The organism is Mesorhizobium sp. M7D.F.Ca.US.004.01.2.1, assembly GCF_003997785.1.
Taxonomy (GTDB): domain Bacteria; phylum Pseudomonadota; class Alphaproteobacteria; order Rhizobiales; family Rhizobiaceae; genus Mesorhizobium; species Mesorhizobium loti.
In genome coordinates, this window is the sequence record NZ_RZRQ01000054.1 from 1 (window position 1) to 25,106 (window position 25,106).

The 25,106-nt window shown below is 62.6% G+C and carries 27 protein-coding genes; 9 read left to right on the plus strand and 18 right to left on the minus strand.

Annotated features, from left to right (window positions below; translation table 11 throughout):
- From pip to cysS, 5 genes are all read right to left on the minus strand, one after another.
- The coding region (pip, locus tag EN993_RS10880; protein ID WP_127263190.1) for a prolyl aminopeptidase at positions 1-742 on the minus strand (742 nt) is incomplete at its 3' end.
- On the minus strand, positions 739-1,215 hold the full coding sequence (locus EN993_RS10885; RefSeq protein WP_127263191.1) for a GFA family protein: 477 nt from the start codon (positions 1,213-1,215) through the stop codon (positions 739-741). The genes pip and EN993_RS10885, both read right to left, overlap by 4 nt.
- The gene (locus EN993_RS10890; protein ID WP_109662748.1) at positions 1,212-1,703 is read right to left on the minus strand and encodes a GFA family protein; all 492 of its coding nucleotides are present in this window, start codon (positions 1,701-1,703) and stop codon (positions 1,212-1,214) included. The genes EN993_RS10885 and EN993_RS10890 overlap by 4 nt, the downstream gene beginning before the upstream one ends.
- Positions 1,704-1,709: 6 nt before the next feature.
- Positions 1,710-2,096, minus strand: coding sequence for a VOC family protein (locus tag EN993_RS10895; RefSeq protein WP_109662745.1), 387 nt, complete (start codon positions 2,094-2,096; stop codon positions 1,710-1,712).
- The gene (gene cysS / locus EN993_RS10900; protein WP_127263192.1) at positions 2,093-3,529 is read right to left on the minus strand and encodes a cysteine--tRNA ligase; all 1,437 of its coding nucleotides are present in this window, start codon (positions 3,527-3,529) and stop codon (positions 2,093-2,095) included. Before cysS ends, EN993_RS10895 begins: the two co-directional genes overlap by 4 nt.
- A gap of 441 nt (positions 3,530-3,970) precedes the next feature.
- Between cysS and EN993_RS10905 the strand changes: the two genes are divergently transcribed.
- A complete protein-coding gene (locus tag EN993_RS10905; RefSeq protein WP_109662740.1) occupies positions 3,971-4,126 on the plus strand; it encodes a hypothetical protein in 156 nt (51 codons plus the stop codon).
- A 72-nt stretch (positions 4,127-4,198) separates the two neighbouring features.
- On the opposite strand, the gene EN993_RS10910 is transcribed toward EN993_RS10905, so the two are convergent.
- Complete coding sequence (locus tag EN993_RS10910) at positions 4,199-4,960, minus strand: SOS response-associated peptidase (RefSeq protein WP_127263193.1); 762 nt, start codon at positions 4,958-4,960, stop codon at positions 4,199-4,201.
- Positions 4,961-5,085: 125 nt separating this feature from the next.
- On the opposite strand from EN993_RS10910, the gene EN993_RS10915 reads away from it, so the two are divergent.
- The 4 genes from EN993_RS10915 to EN993_RS10930 all read left to right on the plus strand — a co-directional run bounded on the left by EN993_RS10915 (position 5,086) and on the right by EN993_RS10930 (position 7,620).
- A complete protein-coding gene (locus EN993_RS10915) occupies positions 5,086-5,520 on the plus strand; it encodes an NUDIX hydrolase (RefSeq protein WP_127263194.1) in 435 nt (144 codons plus the stop codon).
- A gap of 146 nt (positions 5,521-5,666) precedes the next feature.
- On the plus strand, positions 5,667-6,044 hold the full coding sequence (locus tag EN993_RS10920; protein WP_109662733.1) for a TIGR02301 family protein: 378 nt from the start codon (positions 5,667-5,669) through the stop codon (positions 6,042-6,044).
- A 459-nt stretch (positions 6,045-6,503) separates the two neighbouring features.
- Positions 6,504-6,761 (plus strand): hypothetical protein, encoded by a 258-nt coding sequence (locus EN993_RS37730; RefSeq protein ID WP_008874920.1) that lies wholly within the window; start codon positions 6,504-6,506, stop codon positions 6,759-6,761.
- 70 nt (positions 6,762-6,831) lie between these two features.
- On the plus strand, positions 6,832-7,620 hold the full coding sequence (locus tag EN993_RS10930) for a hypothetical protein (protein WP_164757608.1): 789 nt from the start codon (positions 6,832-6,834) through the stop codon (positions 7,618-7,620).
- A gap of 14 nt (positions 7,621-7,634) precedes the next feature.
- On the opposite strand, the gene EN993_RS10935 is transcribed toward EN993_RS10930, so the two are convergent.
- A complete protein-coding gene (locus EN993_RS10935) occupies positions 7,635-8,966 on the minus strand; it encodes a dihydroorotase (RefSeq protein WP_245468734.1) in 1,332 nt (443 codons plus the stop codon).
- Positions 8,967-9,041: 75 nt separating this feature from the next.
- On the opposite strand from EN993_RS10935, the gene EN993_RS10940 reads away from it, so the two are divergent.
- The 3 genes from EN993_RS10940 to EN993_RS10950 all read left to right on the plus strand — a co-directional run bounded on the left by EN993_RS10940 (position 9,042) and on the right by EN993_RS10950 (position 12,741).
- The gene (locus EN993_RS10940; RefSeq protein ID WP_127263196.1) at positions 9,042-9,902 is read left to right on the plus strand and encodes a folate-binding protein YgfZ; all 861 of its coding nucleotides are present in this window, start codon (positions 9,042-9,044) and stop codon (positions 9,900-9,902) included.
- Positions 9,902-10,537: an HD family hydrolase gene (locus tag EN993_RS10945; RefSeq protein WP_127263197.1), complete on the plus strand. Its 636-nt coding sequence runs from the start codon at positions 9,902-9,904 to the stop codon at positions 10,535-10,537. Before EN993_RS10940 ends, EN993_RS10945 begins: the two co-directional genes overlap by 1 nt.
- A 62-nt stretch (positions 10,538-10,599) precedes the next feature.
- Positions 10,600-12,741 carry an EAL domain-containing protein gene (locus tag EN993_RS10950; RefSeq protein ID WP_127263198.1) on the plus strand — a complete coding sequence of 714 codons (2,142 nt, stop codon included), beginning with the start codon at positions 10,600-10,602 and terminating at the stop codon, positions 12,739-12,741.
- 12 nt (positions 12,742-12,753) lie between these two features.
- Here the strand turns inward: EN993_RS10950 and EN993_RS10955 are convergent, their stop codons facing one another.
- Positions 12,754-13,644, minus strand: coding sequence for a fatty acid desaturase family protein (locus tag EN993_RS10955; RefSeq protein ID WP_109662717.1), 891 nt, complete (start codon positions 13,642-13,644; stop codon positions 12,754-12,756).
- A 111-nt stretch (positions 13,645-13,755) separates the two neighbouring features.
- On the opposite strand from EN993_RS10955, the gene EN993_RS10960 reads away from it, so the two are divergent.
- The gene (locus EN993_RS10960; RefSeq protein ID WP_109662715.1) at positions 13,756-14,667 is read left to right on the plus strand and encodes a LysR substrate-binding domain-containing protein; all 912 of its coding nucleotides are present in this window, start codon (positions 13,756-13,758) and stop codon (positions 14,665-14,667) included.
- A gap of 18 nt (positions 14,668-14,685) precedes the next feature.
- On the opposite strand, the gene EN993_RS10965 is transcribed toward EN993_RS10960, so the two are convergent.
- From EN993_RS10965 to EN993_RS37370, 10 genes are all read right to left on the minus strand, one after another.
- Complete coding sequence (locus EN993_RS10965; protein WP_109662712.1) at positions 14,686-14,958, minus strand: DUF3303 family protein; 273 nt, start codon at positions 14,956-14,958, stop codon at positions 14,686-14,688.
- A 17-nt stretch (positions 14,959-14,975) separates the two neighbouring features.
- Positions 14,976-16,439 (minus strand): RimK family protein, encoded by a 1,464-nt coding sequence (locus tag EN993_RS10970; protein WP_127263199.1) that lies wholly within the window; start codon positions 16,437-16,439, stop codon positions 14,976-14,978.
- A 5-nt stretch (positions 16,440-16,444) separates the two neighbouring features.
- Positions 16,445-17,542: a peptidase C39 family protein gene (locus tag EN993_RS10975; RefSeq protein WP_109662706.1), complete on the minus strand. Its 1,098-nt coding sequence runs from the start codon at positions 17,540-17,542 to the stop codon at positions 16,445-16,447.
- Between the two features lie 207 nt (positions 17,543-17,749).
- Entirely contained in the window at positions 17,750-18,541 is a 792-nt protein-coding gene (locus EN993_RS10980; protein WP_109662703.1) for an anti-sigma factor, read from the minus strand.
- On the minus strand, positions 18,538-19,056 hold the full coding sequence (locus EN993_RS10985) for an RNA polymerase sigma factor (RefSeq protein WP_013532577.1): 519 nt from the start codon (positions 19,054-19,056) through the stop codon (positions 18,538-18,540). The genes EN993_RS10980 and EN993_RS10985 overlap by 4 nt, the downstream gene beginning before the upstream one ends.
- Before the next feature lie 174 nt (positions 19,057-19,230).
- A complete protein-coding gene (locus EN993_RS10990; RefSeq protein ID WP_127263200.1) occupies positions 19,231-21,957 on the minus strand; it encodes a DUF2339 domain-containing protein in 2,727 nt (908 codons plus the stop codon).
- 83 nt (positions 21,958-22,040) lie between these two features.
- Positions 22,041-22,505: a PaaI family thioesterase gene (locus EN993_RS37735; protein WP_348630416.1), complete on the minus strand. Its 465-nt coding sequence runs from the start codon at positions 22,503-22,505 to the stop codon at positions 22,041-22,043.
- A gap of 50 nt (positions 22,506-22,555) precedes the next feature.
- On the minus strand, positions 22,556-23,332 hold the full coding sequence (gene recO, locus EN993_RS11000) for a DNA repair protein RecO (RefSeq protein ID WP_109662695.1): 777 nt from the start codon (positions 23,330-23,332) through the stop codon (positions 22,556-22,558).
- Positions 23,333-23,469: 137 nt separating this feature from the next.
- Positions 23,470-24,636, minus strand: a complete 1,167-nt coding sequence (locus EN993_RS11005; RefSeq protein ID WP_127263201.1) for a porin — start codon at positions 24,634-24,636, stop codon at positions 23,470-23,472.
- 277 nt (positions 24,637-24,913) lie between these two features.
- The coding region (locus EN993_RS37370; protein WP_206532364.1) for a hypothetical protein at positions 24,914-25,106 on the minus strand (193 nt) is incomplete at its 5' end.

The window sequence follows — 25,106 nt, forward strand, 5'->3', positions numbered from 1 at the left end:
GCCCTTCCTCAAGCCAGCCGGCGTGGACGAAATAGTGGTTCTCGATGCGGGCGAAGGCGACGGCATAGTCGTCCTGCCCAAACGGTCCGCTGGTCTCCGGCTCCGGCAACAGCGTGATCGTTTCGCCTTCCCACAGGCTCCAGGCGCGGGCCGCCTCGATCTGCGCCTTGCGATCCGTGCCGACCAGCCGCTTGCGGTAGGCGGCCATCATGTCGCCGCGCTCGGCCTCCGGGATTGGCGCCAGGAACCGCTCCCATTTGTCCGGAAACATTTCCGAGACGCCGAACTGATAGTACCATTCGAGTTCTGCACGCGTCAGCGTGTAGATGCCGCGCACCACCAGTTCGCTGACGCGTTCAGGGTGCGTTTCGGCATAGGCGAGCGCCAGCGTGGAGCCCCAGGAGCCGCCGAACACCAGCCATTTGTCGAAGCCGGCCATTTCGCGCAGCCGTTCGATGTCGGCGACCAGGTGCCATGTCGTATTGGCGTCGAGCGAGGCGTTGGGCGTCGATTTTCCGCAGCCGCGCTGGTCGAACAGGATGACGTCGTAAAGCTTCGGGTCGAACAGCCGCCGGTGTTTTGGCGAGATGGTGCCGCCTGGCCCGCCATGCAGGAACACCGCCGGTTTGGCGCCTTTGGTGCCGGAGCGCTCCCAGTAGACCTGATGGCCGTCACCGACATCGAGCATGCCGGAATCGAACGCCTCGACCTCCGGATAAAGCGTACGCAATTGATTGCTCATAGTTGTAAACCTTTGGTCGGCCAGTCCGCTGTTTCATGGTCGGGGTGCTGGAAGGAGATGATGGATTCCTGCCTGTTATAGTAGTCGGGATCCTGGTGGACGGGCTGATCGAAGATCGTCTCCACCCAGGGCAGCCGCGCAGCGTAGTTGACCTGTATCTGCGGGGCGAGATCGGAGCGGTCGTCGAAGGCACCGATAGCGATCTCAAGTCCTCCGGGCTGCCGGTAGGTCAGCGGCGTCCCGCAGCGGGCGCAGAAACCACGATCGATGTTGACCGACGACTGGAAATAGTTCGGCTCTTCATGGGTCCATTCGACGCCGTCCCTGGGTACCGTGACCAGCGCACCGAAGAACGAGCCGAACTGCTTCTGGCACATGCGGCAATGGCAGATCGACGGACGGCCAAGCGCTCCATGAATGCGGAAGCGTACCGCGCCACACTGACAGCCGCCGGTTCGTACTGTCTCGGTCATGATCTTTCCTTCGGCGGCCATTGTTCGGTGTCGTGGTCGGGGTGCTGGTAGGAGACGAGATCGGCCAAATAGGAGGCCGACGACATATCGGCCATGGTGTCCTCGCCCGGCAGTTGCGGGATCGAGTCGACATAGGGCAGCTTTGCCTCGATGCCCCACTGGATGAGCGGCACGATCTCAGCCGGATTGTCGAACGCACCGATGGCGAGGCCAACGCCGTCCGGCGCGGTGAAGGTCAGCGGTGTGCCGCAATCCGGGCAGAAGCCGCGGTGGACATGGTTGGACGAGCGGAAGTATTTCGGCTCGCCGCGCGTCCAGTCGAGCCTGGCGCCGCGCACCGAAACCAACGGCGCGTAGAACGCGCCGAACGCCTTCTGGCACATGCGGCAATGGCAGATCGAAGCGTCGCCCAACGCGCCTTCAACGCGAAAGCGCACCGCGCCGCACTGGCAGCCGCCGGTGTAGATCGGCCGGTTGTCGAGGCTCATCGCCGCTCACTCCGGCGCATGGCAGACGGCCTCGACATTGTTGCCGTCGGGATCGAAGACGAAGGCAGCGTAGTAGTCCGGGTGATAGTGCGGGCGCAGGCCCGGCCCGCCATTGTCCTTGCCGCCGGCGGCAAGCGCGGCGACATAAAAGGTATCGACCTCGGCGCGGCTGCGCGCGGTGAAGGCGACGTGCTGGTGATCCTTGGGCTTGTCCTTGCCGGTGCTCAGCCAGAACACCGGCCGGTCACGGCCATAGCCACCGACCTTGGCACCGCCGGTGTATTCCAGCGGCACCATGTAAAGCAGGGAGGCTCCAAGCGGCGCCATCGCCTTGTCATAGAAAGCCTTCGAAGCGTCGAAATCGGCAACGGTGATGCCGAGATGGTCGATCATCTTTTTACCTCCCAGGTGGTGATGCGTTCGCCGGTGACGGGGTCCTTGCCGTCCTTCAACTGTATACCTTGTGCCAACAGTTCGTCGCGGATGCAGTCGGCCTCGGCCCAGTTCTTGGCAGCAATGAGCGCGAGGCGATTGGCGATAGCCTTGGCGACGTGGTCTTCATCCACCTTCGCCGACGCGACATCGAAGCCGAGGAACAGCAGCGACGCCTTCAGCGCAGCCGCCGCATCGTTGCCGTCCGCTGCCTCGCCGGCCAACTGGGTCAGGACCTGGAAGGCGGCATAGGTGGCGAGATCGTCGGACAAGGCATCGATGATCTCCACGGGCAACTGCCCTGCCGCCGCCGGCGCGAGGTCGGCCGCCCGCTTCCATTTGCGCAGCATGTTCTCGGCCTCTTCCAGCTTGCGCACGGAAAAGTCGATCGGTTCGCGATAATGCGTCATCAGCATCGCCAGCCGCAGCACCTCGCCAGGCCATTTGCGGCCGCCAAAGGTCTCGGTCTCCAAGAGCTCGTTGATCGAATAGAAATTGCCGAGGCTCTTCGACATCTTTTGCCCTTCGACCTGCAGGAAGCCGTTGTGCATCCAGATGTTGGCCATCACGTCCGTGCCGTGGGCGCAGCGCGACTGGGCGATCTCGTTTTCATGGTGCGGGAAGATCAGGTCGAGGCCGCCGCCATGGATGTCGAACACCTCGCCGAGATAGGCGGCCGACATTGCCGAGCATTCGATGTGCCAGCCCGGCCTGCCCCTGCCCCATGGCGAATTCCAGCCCGGCTCCTCCGGCGACGACAGCTTCCAGAGGACGAAATCGCCAGGATTTTTCTTGTGCGCGTCGACGGCGATGCGAGCACCCGCTTGCTGCTCGTCGAGATTGCGCTTCGACAGCTGGCCGTAGTCCGGCATCGACACCGTGTCGAACAGGACTTCGCCCGCGGCGACATAGGCATGGCCGCGTTCGATCAGGCTTTGAATCAAAGTGATCATGTCGGCCTTGCCGTCGGCGCGGGGCTCGACGAATTCGGTGGCGCGCGGCTCGACCGTCGGCTCCAAGCAGCCGAGAACCGCCACATCCCTGTGGAACTGATCGGCGGTCTTTTCGGTCACCCGCCGGATCGCCTCGTTGAGCGAGAGTTTTCCCGAAGAAATCTCGGCGCCGAAATCACGCAACGCGCGGGCGTTAATCTTATCATCGACATCTGTGATGTTGCGCACATACGTGACGTGCGCCTCGCCATAGACTTGGCGCAACAAACGGAACAGCACGTCGAAGACGATCACCGGCCTGGCATTGCCGATATGGGCAAAGTCGTAGACCGTCGGACCACAGACATACATGCGCACGTTGTTTGGATCAATCGGAACGAAATCCTCTTTCGTCCGCGTCAGCGTGTTGTAGAGGCGCAGGCCCTGCGATGCGTCAGACATTCGTGCCTTCCCGGTCCGTTACTTTATTTGAGCATGATCTGGTCCGAAAACCGGTTCCCACTTTTCGGGATCATGCTTTGGCTGAAATCGAGCGCGCCAAGGCGCAAATCGGATTCCAGCCTGCTGGCCGGGGCGTTTGTCCAATCTGGGGAAAGATGAGGCGAAAACGTCCGGACCAGCGCGAGGCTAGCCAATAATGCAAATGCCACAAATGGCGAAAGACGTTTTCATGGGCGGCTTTATCGCCTTGGCTTGTGTTGCCGTCAAGTCGCAAGTTTCGGCAAAAACGTCGCTGGATCACAGGTAATGACCCAGTGAAACATTTTATTAAACATGTCGGCACAGTCATGAAACATTCGTCGGCTAGATCAGCAGGCGTCACGATTTGGTCAGAATCGGCCATCAAACGCAGACACGAAAATGTTACCAGGGAAGAGAGACATGCCCCGAAGCAAGCAGGAATCCAACCGCGCCAAGCAACCGGCGCTGGCCAACCACTATCGCGCAATCGGTCCGGCCGCGATCGTCGCCGCCCTTCTCCACACCGCGAAGAAGAAGAAGCCGGCGCAGAAGATCGTATCTCCCCGCGCTGCCTGAAGCGGTGTGCGGGCCGGCGCCAAAGGCGCCTGGCATGAGGGCGCTGACATGCGCCTTTGAAGAACAGCTGAGCTAGAACAACGTCATCTGACTATCGTCCGCGCCGGACTTCTGGCGCTTGACCTTCTCGGGCTCCGGCCCGATCTCGCCCCGCTCCTGTATTTCCGGTCCGGTGTTGGCGACCTTGTTGACGAGGTCGGAGATGGGAATTGCCTCGAAGAAATCCAGCTGCGCCGGCCGCAACAGATCCGCGACATCGCGCGGCTCGAGCGTGCGGCAATCCAGCCAGCGGGCGAAATCCCTGGGATCGATCACCACCGGCATGCGGTCGTGGATATGGGCGATGTCGGCATTGGCGTTGACGGTCAGGATGGCGCCGGTGTCCATTTCCGAACCGCCCGGCTCGGCATAGGTCTCGATCAGGCCGGCGAAGGCGACCAACCCGCCATGCCTTGGGCGTATCCAGTAGGGCTGCCCCTTCTTGCCACCGGTTTGCCGCCATTCATAAAAGCCGGACGCCGGCACCAAAGCGCGGCGATGACGCATGGCCGCTTTGAACGAAGCCTTTTCGGCGGCGCCCTCAGAGCGCGCGTTGAACAGCAGTGGAAATTCCCTGGTGTCCTTCACCCAGGTCGGGATCAGCCCCCAGCGCACCAGCATCGGCTGCCGGTCCGGCAGATTCGAGCCCGGCGTCCGCGGGGGGCCGGCGATCGCCATCAGAATCGGCTGCGTCGGGGCGATGTTGTAGCGCGCCGGGAAATCCTCCAGTTCGGCCAAGCCTAGCAAGGCGGCAGTCTGGTCCGGCGTCGCGGTCAAGGCAAAACGTCCGCACATGGTCGATTGGCGCCCTTCGAATGGTTCGCTTTGAAAGTGGCGATGCAACCGGCGTTGCGCAACCGCTAAAGCTTCCCCATGCTGGGCGATCCACAACAGACCTGCCTTCACCTGATCGGGAATCCATGAACGAAGCGCGCAAGATACTTCCGGCAGTCTCGGTCGCCGTCGTGCGCGCAGACACCGTGCTTCTGGTCAAGCGAGCCCGGCAACCCTCGCAAGGGCTCTATGCCTTCCCGGGTGGCAAGGTCGAACCCGGCGAGACGCTGGAGGCAGCGGCAGAGCGCGAACTTCTGGAAGAAACCGGTTTACGCGCCACCGATTACCGCCCGCTGCAGGAAATCCACATCGACGGCAGGGACGACAGCCACCCGGTCGATTATCTCCTCACGGTCTTCGGTGCCGTCTATGCCGGCGGCGAGGCAGTGGCTAGCGACGACGCCGAGACCGCCGCCTTCTATACGCTCAGTGAGATGGCGGCACTGCCGCTCGCCGGCTCGGTGTTCGCCGTTGCGGAGGACTTGTTGGCCCCCGGCGGAGACGCCAGGCCGCAGCCCTGAAAATCGCCTTGCAGGCGACAAATTGTTTCGCCACAAAGACTTATGCTGTTTGGCAGAGCCAGAACGGCTTACGCCGTTCGGCAGACCACAACGGCTTACGCCGTTCGGTAGACCACACGGCTAGCGCCGTTAGGTAGAGAAGGCTTATGAACCGTCCATCCTTGCTCCTCGCCGTGTGTCTTGCCGTCAGTGCGGCCGTCTCGGCACTGCCTGCGTTCAGCGCCGAGTCGCCGTTCGAGCCGGGGCTGATGCGATTGGCGGAGGTTCTGGGGTCGCTGCATTTCCTGCGCAATTTGTGCGGCGAGAAGGGCGACCAGTGGCGTGCCGAGATGGAGAAGCTGCTTGATTCGGAAAATCCGGACGCCGAGCGGCGCGCCCGCTTCATCGCCAGCTTCAATCGCGGCTACCGCTCGTTCGGCGGCACCTATACGCGGTGCACCCCCTCGGCGACCGAAGCCATCAGCCGCTATATGAAAGAAGGCGAGACGCTGTCCCGCGATATCGCCTCGCGTTACGGCAACTAATGCATATCGCCCAAAACAGCGGATTTTGGGACAACGACATGCATAAACAAAAGCCTGGAACGCGTTGACCGAATCCGTTTCAACGCGATCCGTTTAGGCAGGCAGGCCTGCTCATCAACAACTATCAGCACCATTGCTGGCGACGACTGAGATATCCGGCTTGTGCGAGCCGATATCTTGGTGCAATCCTCATGTTGCACTTCTGCAACAGTATTAACGAAACCTTACCGCGCGAAAGCGGAATTAACTCAAACTGAAGGTTTTCGCCCCGCAGGCCGCCCCAATCGGCTAAGTTTGACTCGAGCTGAACGCAGCTTCGCACAAGGCAATCGGGCTTTGTAAAAGACGATCAAAAAAATGTCGTATTTACAAATACTTAATTGTCCCTGCGTGTGAAATGAACAGATCAGGCCTGATCCACATCGACGGATCGCTGCTTGAAAGGGTGGACATTCGCTTATGGAACATGGTGTCAACGACATCGACGCGCTGGTCAGAGAAGAAAAACGCCTGACCGCCGTGGAAAGCCACAGCGAGGCCTGGGCGGAAGGTCTCTCCGCCGGCATAGAACCCGAGATCATTGCCGAAGCAGCGCTCGAAACCGCCTTCGGCGAGATGTTGCGTGCCAATGGCGAGACCTCGGCCCTTGCCCTGCTCGACCGTATGCGTGAAAAGGTGATTGCTGGCGCCTTCGAACCCGAACGGCTGCGGCACTGAACCGACGTCCGGTTCTTTGACGGCAAAATGCCGCTCGGGCGTCATGCCCGGAAGCAGGGAGAAACGGGCAGTGAGTTTTTCGATGTCAGGCAAGCCGCGTGGCTTGGTCCTCTGCATCTCCTTCGCCGCTTGCTGTGCCGCGATTCCCCTGGTTGTGTGTCTCGCGAGCAGCCCCGCCTATGCGCTGAGCGAGATCAAGCGCGAAGAGCTCCCGCCAACAGTCACGCCGCCGGCGGACGACGACATGTCGCCCCCGGGAAGCACCGTGCCAATGCCCAACCCGGTCGGAACGCCGCCGCCGACCACTGAACCGGCTGCTCCCAATGAAGCCGAGCCGGACAGTCCGGCGGATGGCGGCGTCACCAGACCGCGCGTCGATCCGGAGACGCCGGTACCCGAGGTTGTCTATGATCTCGGCAAGCTGCCGGAACCGGTGCGGCGCATGCACGATCTGATCGTCGAAGCCTGCAAGGGCGGCGACATCGAAAAGCTGCGGCCCTTGATCGGCAAGGGCGACAGCGCCACGCAGATATCGCTGACCGACATAGACGGCGACGCCATCGCCTTCCTCAAGGGGCTCTCCAGCGACCCGGACGGCCAGGAGATCCTGGCTATCCTGGAGGAGGTGCTCGATGCCGGCTACGTCCACCTCGATGCCGGCACGCCACAAGAACTCTATGTGTGGCCGTATTTCTTCGCCCTGCCGCTGGACAAGCTGGACGCCAAGCAGCGGGTCGAATTGTTCAAGATCGTCACCGCTGGCGACTTCGACGACATGAAGCAATTCGGCGCCTATATCTTCTACCGTGTCGGCATCACGCCCACTGGGCAGTGGACATTCTTCGTCGCCGGCGACTGAGCCTCTTAGGGAATCTAGACGACAAGGGCCTCGGCAAACTCCACCGCCCTACCCTGGCCTGGCGTGGCGATCTCGCCTTCCCACATGACGCGGCGGCCGCGAATGACGGTGCCGACCGGCCAGCCGGTCACGTCTCTCCCGTCATAAGGCGTCCAGCCGGCTTTCGAGCCGGCCTGCGCATTGGTGATGGTCTGGCGCCGCTTCATATCGACGATGGTGAAGTCGGCGTCGTAGCCGGCGGCGATGCGGCCCTTTCTCGCCATGCCGAAGATGCGTTGCGGGCCGTGGCTGGACAGGTCGACAAAGCGCTGCAAAGTCAGCCGGCCGGCATTGACGTGGTCGAGCATGATCGGCACCAACGTCTGCACGCCGGTCATCCCCGACGGCGAGGCCGGATAGGGTTTTGCCTTTTCGGCCAGCGTGTGCGGCGCATGGTCGGAGCCGAGCACGTCGACGATGCCTTGCGCAATGCCGTGCCAGACGCCGTCGCGATGGTGCGCGGCGCGCACTGGCGGGTTCATCTGGATCAGCGTGCCAAGCCGCGCATAATCGTCGGCGCTCAGCGTCAAATGATGCGGCGTCGCCTCGCAAGTCGCGACATCCTTGTGCTGTTCGAGGAACAAAATCTCCTCAGCGGTCGAGATGTGCAGGACATGGATGCGGGCGCGAACTTGCTGAGCGATGCGCACCAGCCGCTCGGTGCAGCGCAAGGCGGCGATCTCGTCGCGCCAGACCGGGTGCGATGAAGGATCGCCCTCGATGCGTTCGCCAAGACGCTCGCGCAGCCGGAATTCGTCTTCCGAATGAAAGGCGGCGCGGCGGCGCGTGTTTCGGAGGATCGATGCCACGCCCTCGTCATCCTCGACCAGCAGATCGCCGGTGGACGAGCCCATGAAAACCTTGATCCCGGCCGCGCCCGGCAACCGCTCAAGCTCGCCGACATCCCCGGCGTTTTCGCGGGTGCCCCCGACCCAGAAGGCAAAATCGCAATGCATGCGATCCGTGCCGCGCCGAACCTTGTCGGCAAGCGCTGTCTCGCTGGTGGTCAAAGGATTGGTATTGGGCATCTCGAACACGGCGGTGACGCCGCCAAGCACGGCCGCGCGCGAGCCCGTTTCCAGGTCTTCCTTGTGCTCCAGTCCCGGCTCGCGAAAATGCACCTGGCTATCGATGACACCTGGCAGGATATGCAGGCCGCGGCAGTCGATCGTCTCGCCGGCCGAGGCCTGGCGGAGATCGCCGATGGCAGCGATGCGCCCGTCCTTCACGCCGATGTCGCGAGCCCCTTCGCCGTCATGATTGACCACTGTGCCGCCTGTCAGGATGAGGTCGTAGATCATGGCCATGCTCTCTTGCGGGGGGAGTGCCAGCGGCTTACGTAAAGGCCGACCGTTTTGCAAGATCAGGTTGCTTTTCCGCCCATGCCTTTTGCCCAGCTCAAAGACCGCGCCCTCATTTCCGTGTCAGGCCCGGATGCCGAGCATTTTCTGCAGAACATCCTGACCACCGATCTCGACATCCTGGCTCCCGGTGAAGCCAAACCCGGTGCGCTGCTGACGCCGCAAGGCAAGATCCTGTTCGATTTCCTGATCTCGCGCGACTGTGAGAATGCATTCCGGCTGGAATGCCGGGCCGACATAGCGGACGATTTCGTACGCCGGCTGACGCTCTACAAACTGCGCGCCAAGGTCGAGATTACCAAGGCAGATCAGGCGTTTGTCGCCGTCGCCTGGGGACATGAATCAACACTCTCACAATCCGATTCAACGACGGCCGCCGACACGCGCTTTCCGAAAGGCGCCGTCACGCGTTCGTATGGCGAAACAGATGAGCGCAGCGATCTTGCCGCGTGGCAGGCCTTCCGCATTGCCGGCGGCATTGCCGAAAGCGGCAGCGACTACCAACTCGGAGACGCCTTCCCCCATGATGTGCTGCTGGACGAAACCGGCGGCGTCGGCTTCAAGAAGGGCTGCTATGTCGGCCAGGAGGTTGTCTCGCGCATGCAGCATCGCGGCACGGCCAGGCGACGCGTGCTGATTGTCTCCGCCGATAGGCCCCTGCCCGCACCGGGCACCGAGCTAACCGTCGCAGGACGGCCGGTTGGCACGCTCGGCTCGACCGTCGGCACGACCGGTCTGGCGATTGCCCGCATTGACCGGGTCAAGGCGGCGCTCGACGCCGGCCAGCCGATCATGGCCGCGGACGCCACCGTTTCACTTGCCATCCCGGCCTGGGCAAAATTCGCCTTCCCGCAGGAAGCCGTCAGCGCGGAGGAGGCCTGATGGCCCCCGACCGCGTCGGCGCGCCGGCGCGCGCCTGGCAGCGCATGCTGTCGGGCCGCCGGCTCGACCTGCTCGACCCCTCGCCGCTCGATATCGAGATTTCGGATATTGCGCACGGGCTCGCTCGCGTAGCCCGCTGGAACGGCCAGACCAGCGGCGAGCATGCCTTTTCGGTTGCCCAGCACTCGCTGCTGGTCGAGGCGCTATTCTGTGACCTGGTGCCTGAGGCTTCGGCCGACGCCCGGCTGGCGGCGTTGCTGCACGACGCCCCCGAATATGTCATCGGCGACATGATCTCGCCGTTCAAATCGGTGATGGGCGGCAGCTACAAGGACTGTGAGTTGCGGTTGCAGCGCGCCATCCATCTGCGCTTCTCGCTGCCGCCGGAACCAACGGCTGCGCTGCGCAAGGAGATCAAGCGCGCCGACCAGATCGCCGCCTATTTCGAAGCAACGCTGCTTGCCGGTTTTTCGGCCGCCGAAGCTACCGAGTTCTTCGGCCGTCCGCGCGGCTTCAATGCCGACCGCTTCAATTTCACGCCACGCTCGGTGACCTGGGCGCAAAATGCGTTCCTGAAGCGGTTTTCCGCGATCGAGACGTCGCGGCACCAGGTTTCGGCACCCGCAATCGGCTAAAAACGCTAAATTAACCGGAACGGGTAACAGTGCGGTGTTCGATCACGACCCGCAGGCGCCTCATGCCCGTCGCTGATGCCAAGGATGGTTCGGCCGTGCCGGAACGGGAGGCCAAAGGCATGGATCGCTCGCGCCATATGGAAGATGAACTGCGCGAACAGAATGAACGCTTTTCGGCCGCAGTCGAGAACATGTCACATGGCCTGTGCATGTTCGATGCCGAAGAGCGGATGATCATCTGCAACGGCAACTACATCAATATCTTCTGTCTCGACGCCAAGGTGATACGCCCCGGCATCCGGTTCCTCGACATTCTGCGGCACAGCGTCGACATCGGCATCGCTTCGCAAAGCGCCGATGAACTCTACGCCATCCGCAAGCCTTACATCGACCAGGCGAGACCTTCGACTTACGAGGAGACGCTGTCGGATGGTCGCATCATCAACATCTCGCATCGCCCATTGGCTCTGGGCGGCTGGGTCTCGATCTACGAGGACATCACCGAACAGCGCCGTGCCCAACAGGATCTCAAGGAGCAGCACCGTCGCTTCGACGCAGCACTTGCCAACATGTCGCAAGGCTTGCTGATGTACGACGCCGACGGCAAGATGATCGTGCGCAACGGGCGTTTTCTGGAACTCTACAACGTCACCGCGGCGGACTTCCCGCTTGGAACGACGCACCGCGACGCGCTCGAACGATTGCTGGAACTCGGCATCTATACGAAGATCGACGTCGACAGCGAAGTCGCCAAGACCGAAGCCTGCCTGGTGGCGAAAAAAATGCATTCCGCGTATCGGCATCTTACCGACGGCAGGACGGTTCTGGTCACCCGCCAGCCGATGAGCGGCGGCGGTTGGGTGGCGACCTTCGACGATGTCACCGAGCGCCGCCGTACCGAAGACCGCATGACCCATCTTGCGCATCACGATATGCTGACCGGACTGCCCAACCGCTCGATGTTTCGCGAACGGCTCGACCTTGCGCTAGAGGACACGGCGGCCACGCCGTTGGCGATTTTCTCGCTCGATCTCGATCGCTTCAAGGTGGTCAACGACACTTGGGGACATCCGGCCGGCGACTGGCTGTTGAAGGGCGTGGCCGAGCGGCTGCAGCGTTGCCTGCGCGGTGAAACGGACGTCGTCGCTCGCTTCGGCGGCGACGAATTCGTCATCATCCAGTTCAATTTCAAGGGCATTGCCGATGCCGAAAAACTGGCGAAGCGTATCATCGAGGCGATCGCAAAACCGTTTCGCGACAAGAGCCGCGACATACATGTCGGCATCAGCCTCGGCATCGCCGTTTTCCCCGACGATGGCGGCGACGCCGATACGCTGCTGAAAAACGCCGATACGGCGCTCTATCGGGCGAAGAGCGAAGGGCGCAACCTCTATCGCTTCTTCGAACCCGGAATGGACGCCATGGTACAGGCACGGCGCGCACTCGAGATCGACCTCGAGACAGCGCTGCCGCGCCAGGAATTCGATCTGGATTTCCAGCCCATCATGAACATCGCCTCCGGCGAGATCGTCGGCGCCGAAGCCTTGATGCGCTGGCATTCCCCGACGCGCGGCACCGTGGCGCCGGACAACTTCATTCCGGTCGCCGAAGAAACCGGAATGATCGTGCCGCTTGGCGAGTGGGCGCTGAGGAAGGCTTGCACGGCGGCGGCAAGCTGGCCTGCTGGCCTGCGCATCGCGGTCAATGTCTCGGCCGTGCAGCTCAAAAGCGGCAGCTTTGCCCGCAACGTCATCTCGGCTCTGGCCTTTTCCGGCGTACCCGCCGGCCGGCTGGAACTGGAAATCACCGAAACCGTGCTGATGGACGAGAGTGAAGCCGTGCTGAGGACACTGCGACAGTTGCGCGGGCTCGGCATTCGCATCGCACTGGACGATTTCGGCACCGGCTATTCCTCGCTCGGTTATCTCAGGCGTTTTCCCGTCGACAAGATCAAGATCGACCGTTCGTTCATCCACGACTTGGGCAATCGCGACACCGCGGCGATCGTTCGCACCGTCATCGGGCTGGGTGCCGAACTCGGCATCACTGTCACCGCCGAGGGTGTCGAGACCGAGGCGCAGCTCGACATCCTGCGCGGCAATGGCTGTACCGAGGCGCAGGGCTACCTGATCGGCGTGCCGTCAAATGCGGCCGATATTCAGCGTCTGTTGAAATCCCGAGCGTTGCACAGCCAGACCGGCTGAGGTCGGCCACCATCAATGCAGCGTCTCGATGTACTTTTCGTGGAAGCTGACATAGCCCGGCTCGACCACCTTCAAATGCCGCTCGATCAGCGCATGAAACTGCGGCAGTTGATGAAACGGCACGCCGGGATAGGCGTGATGCTCGGCATGGAACGGCATGTTCCACGCTAGCTTGCGGACCAGCCAGTTGGTCAGCGTGGTCCTGGTGTTCTCCAGCATGTTGGCGACAAACGGACAACGGCCGTGCTCGGCCAGCAAGTAGAGCCGCAGAAACGGCTGGCCGAGCAAGGCCGGCAGGATCCAGACATAGAGAAGCACAGTGAGCCGGAAATAGACGGCCAGCAGAATGACCACGGCATAAAAGGCAATCATGGCGCGCGCCTCGATGCGCACCTTGTCGTGGCCTTTGGGCGGAACGTAGCTTTCCCCGCCGCGGTCCATCGCATTGGCATAAAGCGTCTTGAGGTGCCCCCACCACAACGGGATACCAGAGACATGGACGAGATATTGCCGCCATGTCTCCGGTTTGGGGAAGGCCAGTTCAGGGTCGTTCTCTGGGTCTTGCGTGTATCGATGATGGGCGAAGTGGAAGTAGCGAAACCAGTCCGCCGGCAGCGCGATCGCCAGGCTGCACACCCGTGCCACGGCATCGTTCAGCCATTGCGTTTCGAAAGCCGTACGATGAACCGTCTCGTGCAGCAGCGTGAACAGGAACACGATGAGGATACCTTGCGGCAGCATCAGCAGCGGCCAGAACGGCACCTTGGCGGCGATCAGTGATCCGATAATCACGATCGCGCCCCAATGAGCCGCAAGCTGAGCGAGGCCCGCGACATCCGACTTGGCGGTCAGGCGGTTGCGCTCTTCCTGCGTCAACGATGAAATTACGTCGCGATGATCCACGGGTTTCGATCCTGGCTGGGATTGATGAAACCTACTGTAGCCAATGAAAAAACTTTCCAAAAACGACGATTTCTGCAATTTTGATAAGCTGAGCTTATCTATCCGGTGATCATGGTCACACTTCCATCTCTCAAAGGACTTCAGGCCTTCGAGGCCGCGGCGCGTGCAGGCAGCTTTGCCGCGGCGGCGGAAGAGCTTTCGGTGTCGGCCGCCGCCGTCAGCCAGCTCATCCGGGCCGCCGAGGAGCAGATGGGCCGCAAGCTGTTCCACCGCGTCAACCGGCGCGTCGTCCTCACCGAGGCCGGCGTCGAGATGCTGCCCAGGCTGACCATGGCCTTCCAGGAGATCGGCAGCGTCTCGCGCGAACTGGGTGGCGATGCATTCCGCCCGCGCCTGGTCGTATCGGTACCGCCATCCATGGCCATGGGTTGGCTTTCTCAGCGTCTCGCCGGTTTTGTCGCAGGCCATGGCGCAGTCGACATATCGCTCAGAGGCGACGACGACCCGGTGCCGTTCGACCGTGAGTTGATCGACATCAGGCTCAGTTATGGCCCGCATTATCGCGAGCACCCGACCGAGGATATCGTCCAGGACGCAGTCTATCCCGTGTGTGTGCCCGGGCTGGCGGACACGGTCAAACCCGAAGGCCTCGCCAGCCTGCCGCTCATCCATACCGGCTGGGGACCGACTGGTGCGTCCTTTCCGTCCTGGCACAGCTGGTTCGAGGCCGCCGGCATCGAGCCCGGCCGGGCAGCGCAGCGCGGCCTCTCGGCCAACTCATCGCGCGCAGCACTCGACCTTGCCATTTCGGGATTGGGCGTGGCGCTGGCGCAAGGGATCTACTGTGCCGCGGCGCTGGAAGACGGCCGGCTTGTCAGGCCCCTCGCCCGGGCGCTGGAGCTGCGCCAGCCCTATTGCCTGACGATCCCGGAGCGCAGCGCGAGGCGCGATGTCGTGGCGGCATTTCGCCAGTGGCTGATCGACGAATGCCGGCGCGTAGTCGGCTCGCCGGCACTGCGTTGACCTGACAGGCGGCTATGGTCAGAGGTGGCCGCTCAATGCCTCTGCCATGTCCTTGCTCGTCGCCACGGGAACGATCTCGAATTCCACCAGATCCGCCCATTCGATGACCCAGCGCTGCAGCAGCGTGGCGTCATCGGCCTCCACCAGCAGGAAACAGCGGCTCATGTCCGCCGCGATCCAGCTGTGGTGCACGAGAAGCTCGTCCGGCTTCAGGCGGCCCCGGTCGCGAAAGCGGCGGTAGATCTCCTTGCGATCGCAGCCGGTAAAATCCTCGATCACGATGAACAGCATCTTTTCCCCCGATCAAATTACCGCCCGGGCCGGTCCAGCCGCTCCAGGAACCATTGCGTCAGCCGCACCCAGACCTCGTCCTTCTCGCCGGAATCCTCCCAGCCATGGTCGAGGTTGGGATTGTCATTCACCTCGATGACGAAGACGCCGTCCTTGGTCTCCTTGAGGTCGACGCCATAGAGCCCGTCACCGATGCAGCGCGCCGCCTTCACTGCCGTCTCGACGACATGCGCCGGCGTTTCCTTCAGCGTGAAGGTCTTGATGCCGCCCTGGTCGGGCTTGCCGTTGGCCTTGTGGTTGACGATCTGCCAGTGCTTCTTGGCCATCAGATAGTGCACGGCAAACAGCGGCTGGCCGCCGAGCACGCCGACGCGCCAGTCATATTCGGTCGGAATGAATTTCTGCGCGATCAGAAGGTCGGAATCCTCCAGCCATTCGGTGGCGAGCGTCTTCAGTTCCTCGAAGTTGGCGCATTTCTTGACGCCGCGCGAGAACGACGAATCCGGAATCTTCAGCACCAGCGGAAAGCCCAGCGTCTGCGCCGCCAGTTCGAGATCCGAGGTGCCGGCGATCATCACCGTCGGCGGCACCGGGACCTTGTTGTAGGCCATCAGCTCGTTGAGATAGACCTTGTTGGTGCAGCGGATCATCGATAGCGGGTCGTCGATGACTGGCATGCCTTCTTGCTGGGCGCGGCGGGCGAAACGATAGGTGTGATTGGAGATCGAGGTCGTCTCGCGGATGAACAGCGCGTCGTAATTGGCGAGCTTGGCCAGGTCCCGCTTGGTGATCGGCTCGATTTCGACGCCCATCTTCTCGGCGATCTTGGCCCAGTAGCGCAGCGACGAGATCTCCGAGGGCGGCAATTCCTCATGCGGGTCGACCAGCGTGGCGAAGGTGTAGCGCGCCGGCGTGCGGCCCTTGGTGTCGCGCCATTCCCGGTTGGTGTAGGTCTCCAGGCACTGGATGAAGCTTTTTTCCTCGTCCTCGGTCATGCGCGCCAGCGGATGGAAGCCGATCTTGCGGATCGAGGCCCATTCGGCGCTGTCCTTGATGTGGACTTCGAGCGCCGGTGCGCGGAACCAGTCGAACAACAGCTTGGCGAAACGGTCCCAGATTTTCGACGGCCCGATGCCGAAGAAGATGCAGACCTTTTGCGGAAAGGTGCCGCCGAGGTCCTTGCGGCATTTGTTGAGCGCCAGTTCCAGTTCCGGCAGCGCGTGTTCATAGAGCTTGCGCTCCGACAGGTCGATCACCGTCTCGACGGTCGGGATCACCTTGTGGCCGCGCGAGCTTGCCAGCAGCGAGGCATAGTAGCCGCGGCTCTGGTAGCCGTAATTGTTCGACAGGTTGATGACCTTCGGCCGCTGACCGCGAAACAGCGACGGATGCGCGAGATAGTCGCGATTGGTGATGATCTTGTGTGGTGTCGCCACCTGGTCGAGATCGCTCTGCCTGCCTGTAAGAATAACCCAGGTCATTGTTATCAGCGCTTTCCCAGAGTGATGGCAGCACGCAGTCCGTCGCGGCCGAACTGCGCCATGTTCATGAAGATGCCGTAAGGCACGGGAATGTTGGCGGCATCAAGGATGGTCTCCTGCCTTTCGTCCTCGACCCAGGGGTCGTGGATCAGGATATGGTCGCCGTCATCGCCGATCGCCAGCACCCAGTGCGGCACCTTTTTGCCGAACATCAGGAAGCCGCTGATCAGCACCAGCACCAGTTTTCCCTCCGCGATCGAAGCCCTGATATCATCGATGGTGAACGGACGGTAATTCACCGGGATGCCGTAAAGTTCCGCGCGCCGGCGAAAGTCGACCTGAGCGAGTTCCATCACCCGACGCTTGTCCTCGCTACGCACCGATTGCAGAAACAGCGCGCCGTAGAAGGACACGTAGATCTCCGCCGCAAGCCCGCTCTCGTACCCCGAGACAGCGAGGCCGAACGGTTCGCATCCGCCAGGACCCGACATCATGAAGACGGTCGTCGCTTCACGCCACAGCCGGATTTCCATGACCGGATCCGGCACGAAGCCACGGTCGAAATTGGCCATCGCCATCATCAGGCAGCACGGGCCGCAGGTGAATTCGCAGGTCTGCTGGTAGAACGGCACCTTGGTGGCAATCGGAATGTCGCCGCGCAAGGTCTTTTCGTAGCGAAGTGCTGTCCCGCCATCCTCATAATAGCCGGGTTCACGGCCGATCTTGCGATAGCCGGCCTGTTCGTAGATGCGGATCGCGCGGCTGTTGTCCTCGCGCACCTCCAGACGCAGCATCATGCGGCCGTGCTCGAAGGCGGCGTCTTCGGCGGATCCGAGCAGCATGCGGCCAACACCCAGCCCACCGAAGAACGGACCGGTCGCAATCGAGTAGAGGCGCGCCACGCCGCTGCCCTTGCGAAACAGCACGATCGCATAGCCGGCCACGCGGCCGTCGACTTCGGCGACCAGCGTCTCGGCGGTTTCACGCTCGATGAACAGGCGGAAGGAACGGCGGGAAATACGGTCGCTCGAGAAAACAGCTTTCTCGATGGCGGCGAGATCATCGACGTCAGACGCGCGGGCCGTGCGGATCTCGGCAGGCATGCGGCTTGAGAAAACCTCGATTTGGTGGTGGGAAATGCCCTACTGAAAAACGTTCAGGACATCAGCCGAAATACTGATGGCCACAAAGCGCTATCGCACCTTGAATAGGGCCGAATTGTGACAGATTCGGCAGCAGCCCGGCGATGCAAAACGCTTTGAACAGGATCGCTATTTACAGACTGGCGCCACCACCAAAAGCGGCGCCTTTCAACTGGCCAGGCCTGCCAGAAGCTGGCCATAGGCGCTCTTTGCCACGACGGCCAGTTGCTCGCGCGGCAGCGAGCCGACGACGGCGCAGCCATAGCCCTTGTCCAGCCAGTAGACGGCCTCGGGTCCGTCCTGCGCGGCGATGTAAGTGCCCTTGGCATTTTCCGCCGATTCCGCTGTGACGAACAGGGATATACGCTCGCCCTTGTCGTCCTCGTAGAGCAGCATCGCGGCCTTGTTCTCGCCCGCCGGAAGCAACCGACCGCCGACCAACTGGAAACCGTTCGCGGTCAGATCCGGCGCCACCAGCTTCAGCCCTATCCGGTTGGACAGCCAGGTCTGCAGATGATCCTTGTCGCTGGCCGGCACTTCGACGGCATGCCGCTTTTCGGCGGCATAGATGACATGGGCCGCGATTGCCTGCTCGGCCAGCCGATCTTCCGCGGGATCCTCCTGCCCCATGCCGTCGACGCCGGCAAGGTAGCCACCAAGCCCTCCGGCGACCAGAAGTACGGCAGCGGCTGCGGCAAGCCACCAGCGCGAGCTTGGCACAGCCGCCTTGACCGGCGCCTCGCCGAGCACGACCTTGCGCAGCCGCGCCGGGACGGCTTCGTCCAGCACGCCGGCGAAGGCCGCCCGCAAGGCCGTCCGGTCGGCAGTGAAGCGGGCGCTCTTGGCTTTCATCTCGGGATTGGCGTCGAGCCAGGCATCGTAAGCGGCGCGCTCGTCGCTGGGCAACTCGCCATCGAGCGCCATGTGGATGTCACGTTCGGAAAAGTCGCGGCGGATCATTTCTCGACGATCCTTATCGCGCGGCGACGCGCCGTGTCGTCCAGCAACCCGCGCAATTCCTCACGCCCGCGCGCAATGCGCGACATCAGCGTGCCGGCAGGCACGCCCAGAATGTTGGCTGCTTCGGCATAGGAAAAACCTTCGATGGCAACCATGACAAGGGCTGCGCGACGGTCGGGGCTGATCGCCTGCAATGCGTCGATGATCTCGCGCGACGCGATGCTCTCCACCTGCTCGGCCGGCTGGGCAACAGCCTCGCCCGCTTCCAGCGGCAACATCGCTGCCTCGCCGCGACGGTTCACCTTGCGCATCTGGTCGATGAACAAATGATGCATGATCGTAAACAGCCACCTCCGGGGGCTTTCTCCTGTCTGCCAGTTGTCGAGCCGCACAAGCGCCCGCTCGAGGCAATCCTGGACGAGATCGTCGGCAGCGTCGCGGTCGCGCAAAAGCGAGCGTGCGTAGCGGCGCAGGCGCGGTATTTCGCCAAGGATTGCTGCCTTCTTTTCGTCCATGACCGCTGGTTCTGTGGTCGCCCTTGTTGATCCCAATTGAACGCGCCTTCCGGGCGCGGCGCAAGCGGCCAGCGCGAAGCGGTCCGCCGCTCCGGTCACCCAAGCAATGAGATAACGAGCTCATTGACCGATTTATTCCCGGCCAGACTAAAATCGTATTGTTCTTGCTTGCCTTTATCCGTTTTCCTTCGCCGCCCGTGTCAGCAGCCGCTGATAAAACAGGCCGATGCCGATCAAAACCGCGCCAAGGCCGATGAAGGATAGTGCCCGTAGCACGCCTTCAAGCTCCGACATGTCGAAGATGAAGACTTTCAGCACGGCGATCGCGATCAGCGCGGCCGAGGCAATGCGCAGCACCTGCGATTTCAACCAAACGCCGGCTGTGAGTAACGCCACGCCGATGACCAGCCAGAGCGCCGAGTAAGTGTAGGTCTCCAGTTGGCCAAGCCCGCTCCACAGGCCGATGAATTCGCCCTTGAACAGGCGCCTCACCGACAGCGTGGCATAGGCGAAGGCAAGCACTGCGGCCACCAGAGCCAGCATCTGCGTATACCATTTCGGCCGCTTGTCCCTCGCATAGAGCGCCAGCCCGCCGGCGGCCGCCGCCGGCAGGAGATAACCAAGGAACAACAGGTTGAACACCGGGATCTGGCCGGTCGATTCGTCTGACAACAACGGGTTCAGCACCACGAAGTGCCTGACAACGATGAAGGCGACGGAGACCACGCCGGCGGCCATCGAACCGTAGCGCAGCACCGAGCTTGGCGAGCGGATGTCGATGGCGACGAGGATGGCGCCGGCGCCGATGGCGATCAGCGTGTAGATCGACTGTTCAGCGAGCGTCATGGCGCCGGTGTCGATGACGCCGCCATGCATGGCATGGCGCACCAGCATGGCGAGCGTGAGCAGCGCAAACAGCGCTGCCGCCGCTTCCATGGCGAGGCGTGGCCGGCCATTGGTGGTGCGGGCGAGCTGCCAGGCGGCAAAGCCGAAGGCGAGCGCCGGCACGCCGTAGCCCGGCAGCAGCCAGTTGAACACCGGTGTCGTCGACAGGAACTCGGCGCCGACAATAGTCGGGTCGAAGGCGACGCGGCCAAGCACCGCGATTACCGCGCCGACCGAAATCCAGCCGAGCACCGGATAGGAGCGCCAGCGCGTGGCCAGCGCCGGCACGATGGCCGCCGCACCGAGCAGGATGGTGGTCCAGCCGGAATCGAAAGCCATATGCAGCATCAAGAGCCCGGCGATGGCCGCGCCGCCCAGGGCAAACGACACCGCGATACCGCCCTTGAGCGGCGGCTCTTCTGCCCGCGCGATCCACTCGCCGCCGGCGGCGAAGACCGCGACCAGCAGTACTGCTGCGGCAGCGTAGACAAGGTCGCGGTCGAGATTGCCAAAGGTGAACCAGAGTGCCAGCAGGATGACCAGCGGCACGATGACGCCCCACGCCGCCCATGAGGCCGCGCGGATTTGCGTCCCGGCGGCGAACCTGCGCGCGGCCCAGAAGCCGGCGCCGATGAAGACCAGGCCAAGTGCGATGCCGATGCGCAATGTCAGCGCATTGGACGTGGCCAAGGGCAGTCCATCGACGCCCAGGGCACCGCCCGAAAAATCGGAAGCGATCGAGGTTGGCGGGATGATGCCGAGATAGATCAGCACCGTGACCAGTCCGGCCGCATAGAGGAGCGGCAGCGCCAGCGGACGATAGAGCGCGACGGCCACCATTGCGGCGATCACCACGGCGCCCGGCAAGGCATAGCCGGCGGCGGCAAAGACCGGGTCGACCGACAGGCCCAGCGCCGAAAATGCGACGAACAGACCAGGCACGATGGACGGCCAGTCGAAAGCCCCGGCTGGCCCGGCTTCATCGCCACGGCGAGCGAGCCAGACAAGGGCGAGCACGGCCAGTGTGACGGCGTCGATGAACAGGATGGCAGAGAGGTTCGCTCCCGGTGCATCGGTCATGTAAAGGATGGTCCAGACACCGGTACCGAAAAAGGCCGCCGCCATCAGCGACTTCCAGTCGCGCATGCGGGCGATGACGCCAGTGGCGGCGAGCACGATCGCGAGATAGCCGAACAGCGCCCAGGGATTGGGCGCCTGCGAGGCGATCAGCACCGGGGTCACCATGGCGCCGACGAGGCCGATGCCGGCCAGCGCCTGGCCATGGACCAGGGCTGCTGCGATCGTCGCCACGCCGATGGCGCCGAGCAGCGTGAAGGCGAGCGCCGGGCCAATGAAGCCGTAAATGCCATGCGCGGCATAGACGGTGCCGAACAGGATGAAGGCACCGGCGGCAGTCAGGATCGCTGGAATATAGGCGCCGGCAACGCCTTGCACCGGCACTTTGAAGCCGGTGCGGCGGATGAACTCGCCGCCGGCGACCAGCACAAGGCCGAGCACGCCGGCCATGGTCAGCCGCACCCCGGGGCCGAAAATGCCGGCCTCGATGGTGTAGCGGATCAGGAACAGGCCGCCCAGCGCCAGCGCGATGCCGCCGACCCAGACCGCCCAGCGAGTGCCGAGCGCCGTTTCGACGTCGGATCGGCGGGCGGCTTTCGCCGCGGCAGGTTCCGCTGCTTTCGGCGCCGCCTCGCTTGGCGCCCATGGCCCGGACACGACCTCACCGGTTGGGGGTTCCACCTCTGTATCCAGCGCCTGCGCGGCGACCGACTCGCTTACCACTGGTGGGGTGATATCGGCCGCGGCCGCTACGGCCGGAACCACATCGGCGGGCGCGGCCTGTTCGGACGGCTTGGCCAAGGGCGGCACGGCACCCGAAAGCACCAGGCTGCGCAGCGCGCCAAGCTCGCGCTCGACCAGGCCGATGCGGCTCTGCTGGCGCGAAATGATGACGAACAAGGCGATGATGGCGACAAGGCCGATCAGGCTTTCAAACATGGCGGTTCCCCCAAACCAGGCCAGTTTTCACTGACGTTCAGTCTCACTGACACTCAAATGCGGTGGCCAAACGGCCACAAAACTCAACGCGCTGCCAGATTGGCGGCCGGAAAGATCGAGCATGTTTCGGTGCCGAAAGCCAGCAACTTGCCGCCGGCATCCTTCAACGTCGCCTCCGACACCGCCAGCGTGCGGCCTTTGTGAACAACCTTGCCCTCGCAGACCACCTCGCCCGTCTTCGGCGTGATCGGCCGCGTCAAATTCACCTTGAACTCAGCCGTCGTGTAGGCCTCGCCCTTCTCGAGCAGCGTCTGCACGGCGCAGGCCAGTGCCGAATCGAGCAGCGTCGCCGCCCAGCCGCCATGCACGCTGCCCAGCGGGTTGAGGTGGCGCTCGTTGGGCACACCACGGAACACGGCATGGCCTTCCGACACTTCGGTCAGCGAGAAGCTGAGCTGGAAGGAGATCGGCGGCGCCGGATACTTGCCGTCGACGATGCGCTGCAGCAGCTCAAGACCAGTGTATTCCAGGATGTCGGCATTCGGAATGGTGCCGAGGCCAAGCGGCTAGACCCGGCCGGGCTAAAGTTCGACTTCGCTCATGTGATGATTTCTCTGGCCGCGTCCTCGCCGGCAATGGCCTTGCCGCGCGCGTGGTGCTTGCGCAAGGCGGCAAGGAAGCCGGCGCGAGCGTCGGGCGGCTCGATGCCGCGCGGCTCATAGACGTGGCGGGTGAAGAAGAAGCCGGTCAGCCGGAAGGCGTCGTCGACCGCTGCCGCATCGGCGCGCAGGCCGGAGCCGCGCTGCAGGAAGGCCGGCAGAGCCAGCATCTTGTCGCGCCATGGCAAGCCTGCTTCGCGCGATACCGCGCGACCCGATTTTGGCGAGACATAGGCAAGATCCTGCCGCGTGCCGGTCGCGGCGCATTGGCTGAGATCGAGGCCAAAGCCGAGTTCGTCCAGCACCAGAAGCTCGAAGCGCGCGACCAGTTCGCCGGCGGCGTCGGCATCGTCGAGATGGACGATCATCACGGCAAGCGTTTCGTAGAGACCTTCATGGGCGTCGCGCTCGGGCAACAGGCGCAGATGCGCGGCCATGGTCTGCAACCCGTAGACGGCCACCGCGCTGTCCATCAGCCGGGCCGCGTTCATCTCGATCGCCTCGGCCTGGAACGTGCCGAGATGTTCGTCAAGGCGCGCCCGCCACAACAGGTCGACACGATTGCCGGGCTGGAGAACGGGCTGCTGCTTGCGCGAACGGCCGCCACGAACAAGGCCGAGATGACGGCCATGCGCGCGCGTCATCACCTCGAGAATGGCGCTGGTTTCGCCATGCTTGCGGGTGCCGAGAATGATTCCCTCGTCGCGCCATTCCATACAAGGAGCTTTTCACCGGTTGGATGGCGAAATCAAGGTATGGGTTTGGTGCTCGACAGGCCGACACCTCGCATCAGCATACAAAAAGCCGCCCGCAGCGATGTGCTGCGGGCGGTCTGGTAAGGTCTGTCGATCGGTTAGAACGAGCGCTGGAAGCGGAGAATGCCGCCGATGTTGCTCTTCTTGCTAGCCTTGGTCCAGTTGCTGAAATCGGCGTCGCCGAACTTTCCAGCATTGAGGTAATCGACTTCAGCCGTGACCGTAAAGCCGGGCACAACGGTGTAGGCTACGTTAGCGGCGATGCCGAGGTTCTTCCAGTCGTCATAGGAGACCTGGGCGTTGAACGAGGTCTTGTCGTTGAACTTGTAGGTGCCACCGCCCCAGACTGCCCAGTTGCCGCCCCACTGTTTGTAGAAGCCGCGACCTTTGGCATTGATGGCGTTGGTCGGATCGGTGAGATTGTCATCCGTGCCGTAGCCGGCCATCAAGAACAGCGACAATTCGTTGGTTGCCTTCACGTCAAGGCGAACCTTGCCGGCGACCTCTTCGTAGTTGCTGTCATAGGCGACGACGCCGGTGATCGCGCCCCAATCGGCCTTGTACTTCAAGCCGCCGACGACATGCGGAACATAGCTGTCGATCGTATTGACGCCCGTGCCTTCTTCGAGCGAGACCAGCCCCGAAAAGCCATTGCCTGCGTCGAAGTAGTACTGAACGACGTTGCTCTCCTGCCCGCCATACGGAACCAGCGTATCCTGGATGACGTTGCCGGCATAGCCGATGAACGTATCGAAAGCCGTATCGTCCTTGCCGACGCGCAGGCCGCCGAGCTGAATCCAGGCGAAACGCAGCGAGAGAGACTTGTTACGGCCTTGCCAGTCGTCCGCATTGGAGGCGGCTTGATTAAGATAGTCGCCGCTGCTGTTGCCGTAGTTGAAGCGGGTCTCGGTGTAGGTCTTGAGGGTACCGAGCTCGGTCTCCTGACCGGTCCAGGTCTTCAGCGTGAAGCGGGTGTTCTTGTAGTAGGTTGAGTGCGTGTCGCCGGCGCTCTGGTGGTCCGGAACGTGGTTGACGCCGTCGAGCGAGCCGGCATCGCCGACGCCGATGTCATAACGGACATAGCCGCCGATGCGCAGGCAGGTCTCGGTGCCGGGGATATAGAAGTAACCGGCACCGTAGACGTCGCAGATCTTGACGTATTCGGCCGGCTCCGGTTCGGCGACGACGACAGCGTCAGCCGCGCGCGCGCCACTGACCGCGATCAGTGCCGCGGCTGAGCCGAGAAGGAGGCTCTTGATGTTCATTTTCTGACCTCTCCAGTCAAAGTTTTAAATGGCTTCGGATTTGTGGCTGGCGGCAATGTTTTCCCGCCTCACCCCCACAACGAAAAAGGCTCGCACCGCTTCCCCTTTTCGAGGGCGAACATACCCATCGATCTTCCGCCTTCAATGACGATTTTCGAAATAACGCCGATTCCGTTAACAGATTAATGCTGTGTTGCACAAATAACACTTATCCAATGCGCTATGGCACAATCGGCACAACGTCACATATTCAATATATATTGAGATTATTTCCTGGCTAACTATATTTTTCGGCACGCAATTCTTCTGTGATACCGCCAGGAATACGAAATATATGCCCCGTTTTCCGTGAAAACTGCCTGATTGTTTTCCGCCCGCCGATCATCAGATGACGCCAATCCGGCAAATGGTGCTCTGCTGTGACGAACCGCCGGGCGACACCGGCTAGGCAGCTTGGCTTCTTGCCGAAG

Bases quoted from the DNA above. Each gene is read 5' to 3' on its own strand.
- EN993_RS10885 (WP_127263191.1), bottom strand. From the start codon at position 1,215: ATGACCGAGACAGTACGAACCGGCGGCTGTCAGTGTGGCGCGGTACGC.
- EN993_RS10890 (WP_109662748.1), bottom strand. From the start codon at position 1,703: ATGAGCCTCGACAACCGGCCGATCTACACCGGCGGCTGCCAGTGCGGC.
- EN993_RS10895 (WP_109662745.1), bottom strand. From the start codon at position 2,096: ATGATCGACCATCTCGGCATCACCGTTGCCGATTTCGACGCTTCGAAG.
- cysS (WP_127263192.1), bottom strand. From the start codon at position 3,529: ATGTCTGACGCATCGCAGGGCCTGCGCCTCTACAACACGCTGACGCGG.
- EN993_RS10905 (WP_109662740.1), top strand. From the start codon at position 3,971: ATGCCCCGAAGCAAGCAGGAATCCAACCGCGCCAAGCAACCGGCGCTG.
- EN993_RS10910 (WP_127263193.1), bottom strand. From the start codon at position 4,960: ATGTGCGGACGTTTTGCCTTGACCGCGACGCCGGACCAGACTGCCGCC.
- EN993_RS10915 (WP_127263194.1), top strand. From the start codon at position 5,086: ATGAACGAAGCGCGCAAGATACTTCCGGCAGTCTCGGTCGCCGTCGTG.
- EN993_RS10920 (WP_109662733.1), top strand. From the start codon at position 5,667: ATGAACCGTCCATCCTTGCTCCTCGCCGTGTGTCTTGCCGTCAGTGCG.
- EN993_RS37730 (WP_008874920.1), top strand. From the start codon at position 6,504: ATGGAACATGGTGTCAACGACATCGACGCGCTGGTCAGAGAAGAAAAA.
- EN993_RS10935 (WP_245468734.1), bottom strand. From the start codon at position 8,966: ATGGCCATGATCTACGACCTCATCCTGACAGGCGGCACAGTGGTCAAT.
- EN993_RS10940 (WP_127263196.1), top strand. From the start codon at position 9,042: ATGCCTTTTGCCCAGCTCAAAGACCGCGCCCTCATTTCCGTGTCAGGC.
- EN993_RS10945 (WP_127263197.1), top strand. From the start codon at position 9,902: ATGGCCCCCGACCGCGTCGGCGCGCCGGCGCGCGCCTGGCAGCGCATG.
- EN993_RS10950 (WP_127263198.1), top strand. From the start codon at position 10,600: ATGCCCGTCGCTGATGCCAAGGATGGTTCGGCCGTGCCGGAACGGGAG.
- EN993_RS10960 (WP_109662715.1), top strand. From the start codon at position 13,756: ATGGTCACACTTCCATCTCTCAAAGGACTTCAGGCCTTCGAGGCCGCG.
- EN993_RS10965 (WP_109662712.1), bottom strand. From the start codon at position 14,958: ATGCTGTTCATCGTGATCGAGGATTTTACCGGCTGCGATCGCAAGGAG.
- EN993_RS10970 (WP_127263199.1), bottom strand. From the start codon at position 16,439: ATGACCTGGGTTATTCTTACAGGCAGGCAGAGCGATCTCGACCAGGTG.
- EN993_RS10975 (WP_109662706.1), bottom strand. From the start codon at position 17,542: ATGCCTGCCGAGATCCGCACGGCCCGCGCGTCTGACGTCGATGATCTC.
- EN993_RS10980 (WP_109662703.1), bottom strand. From the start codon at position 18,541: ATGATCCGCCGCGACTTTTCCGAACGTGACATCCACATGGCGCTCGAT.
- EN993_RS10985 (WP_013532577.1), bottom strand. From the start codon at position 19,056: ATGGACGAAAAGAAGGCAGCAATCCTTGGCGAAATACCGCGCCTGCGC.
- EN993_RS10990 (WP_127263200.1), bottom strand. From the start codon at position 21,957: ATGTTTGAAAGCCTGATCGGCCTTGTCGCCATCATCGCCTTGTTCGTC.
- recO (WP_109662695.1), bottom strand. From the start codon at position 23,332: ATGGAATGGCGCGACGAGGGAATCATTCTCGGCACCCGCAAGCATGGC.
- EN993_RS11005 (WP_127263201.1), bottom strand. From the start codon at position 24,636: ATGAACATCAAGAGCCTCCTTCTCGGCTCAGCCGCGGCACTGATCGCG.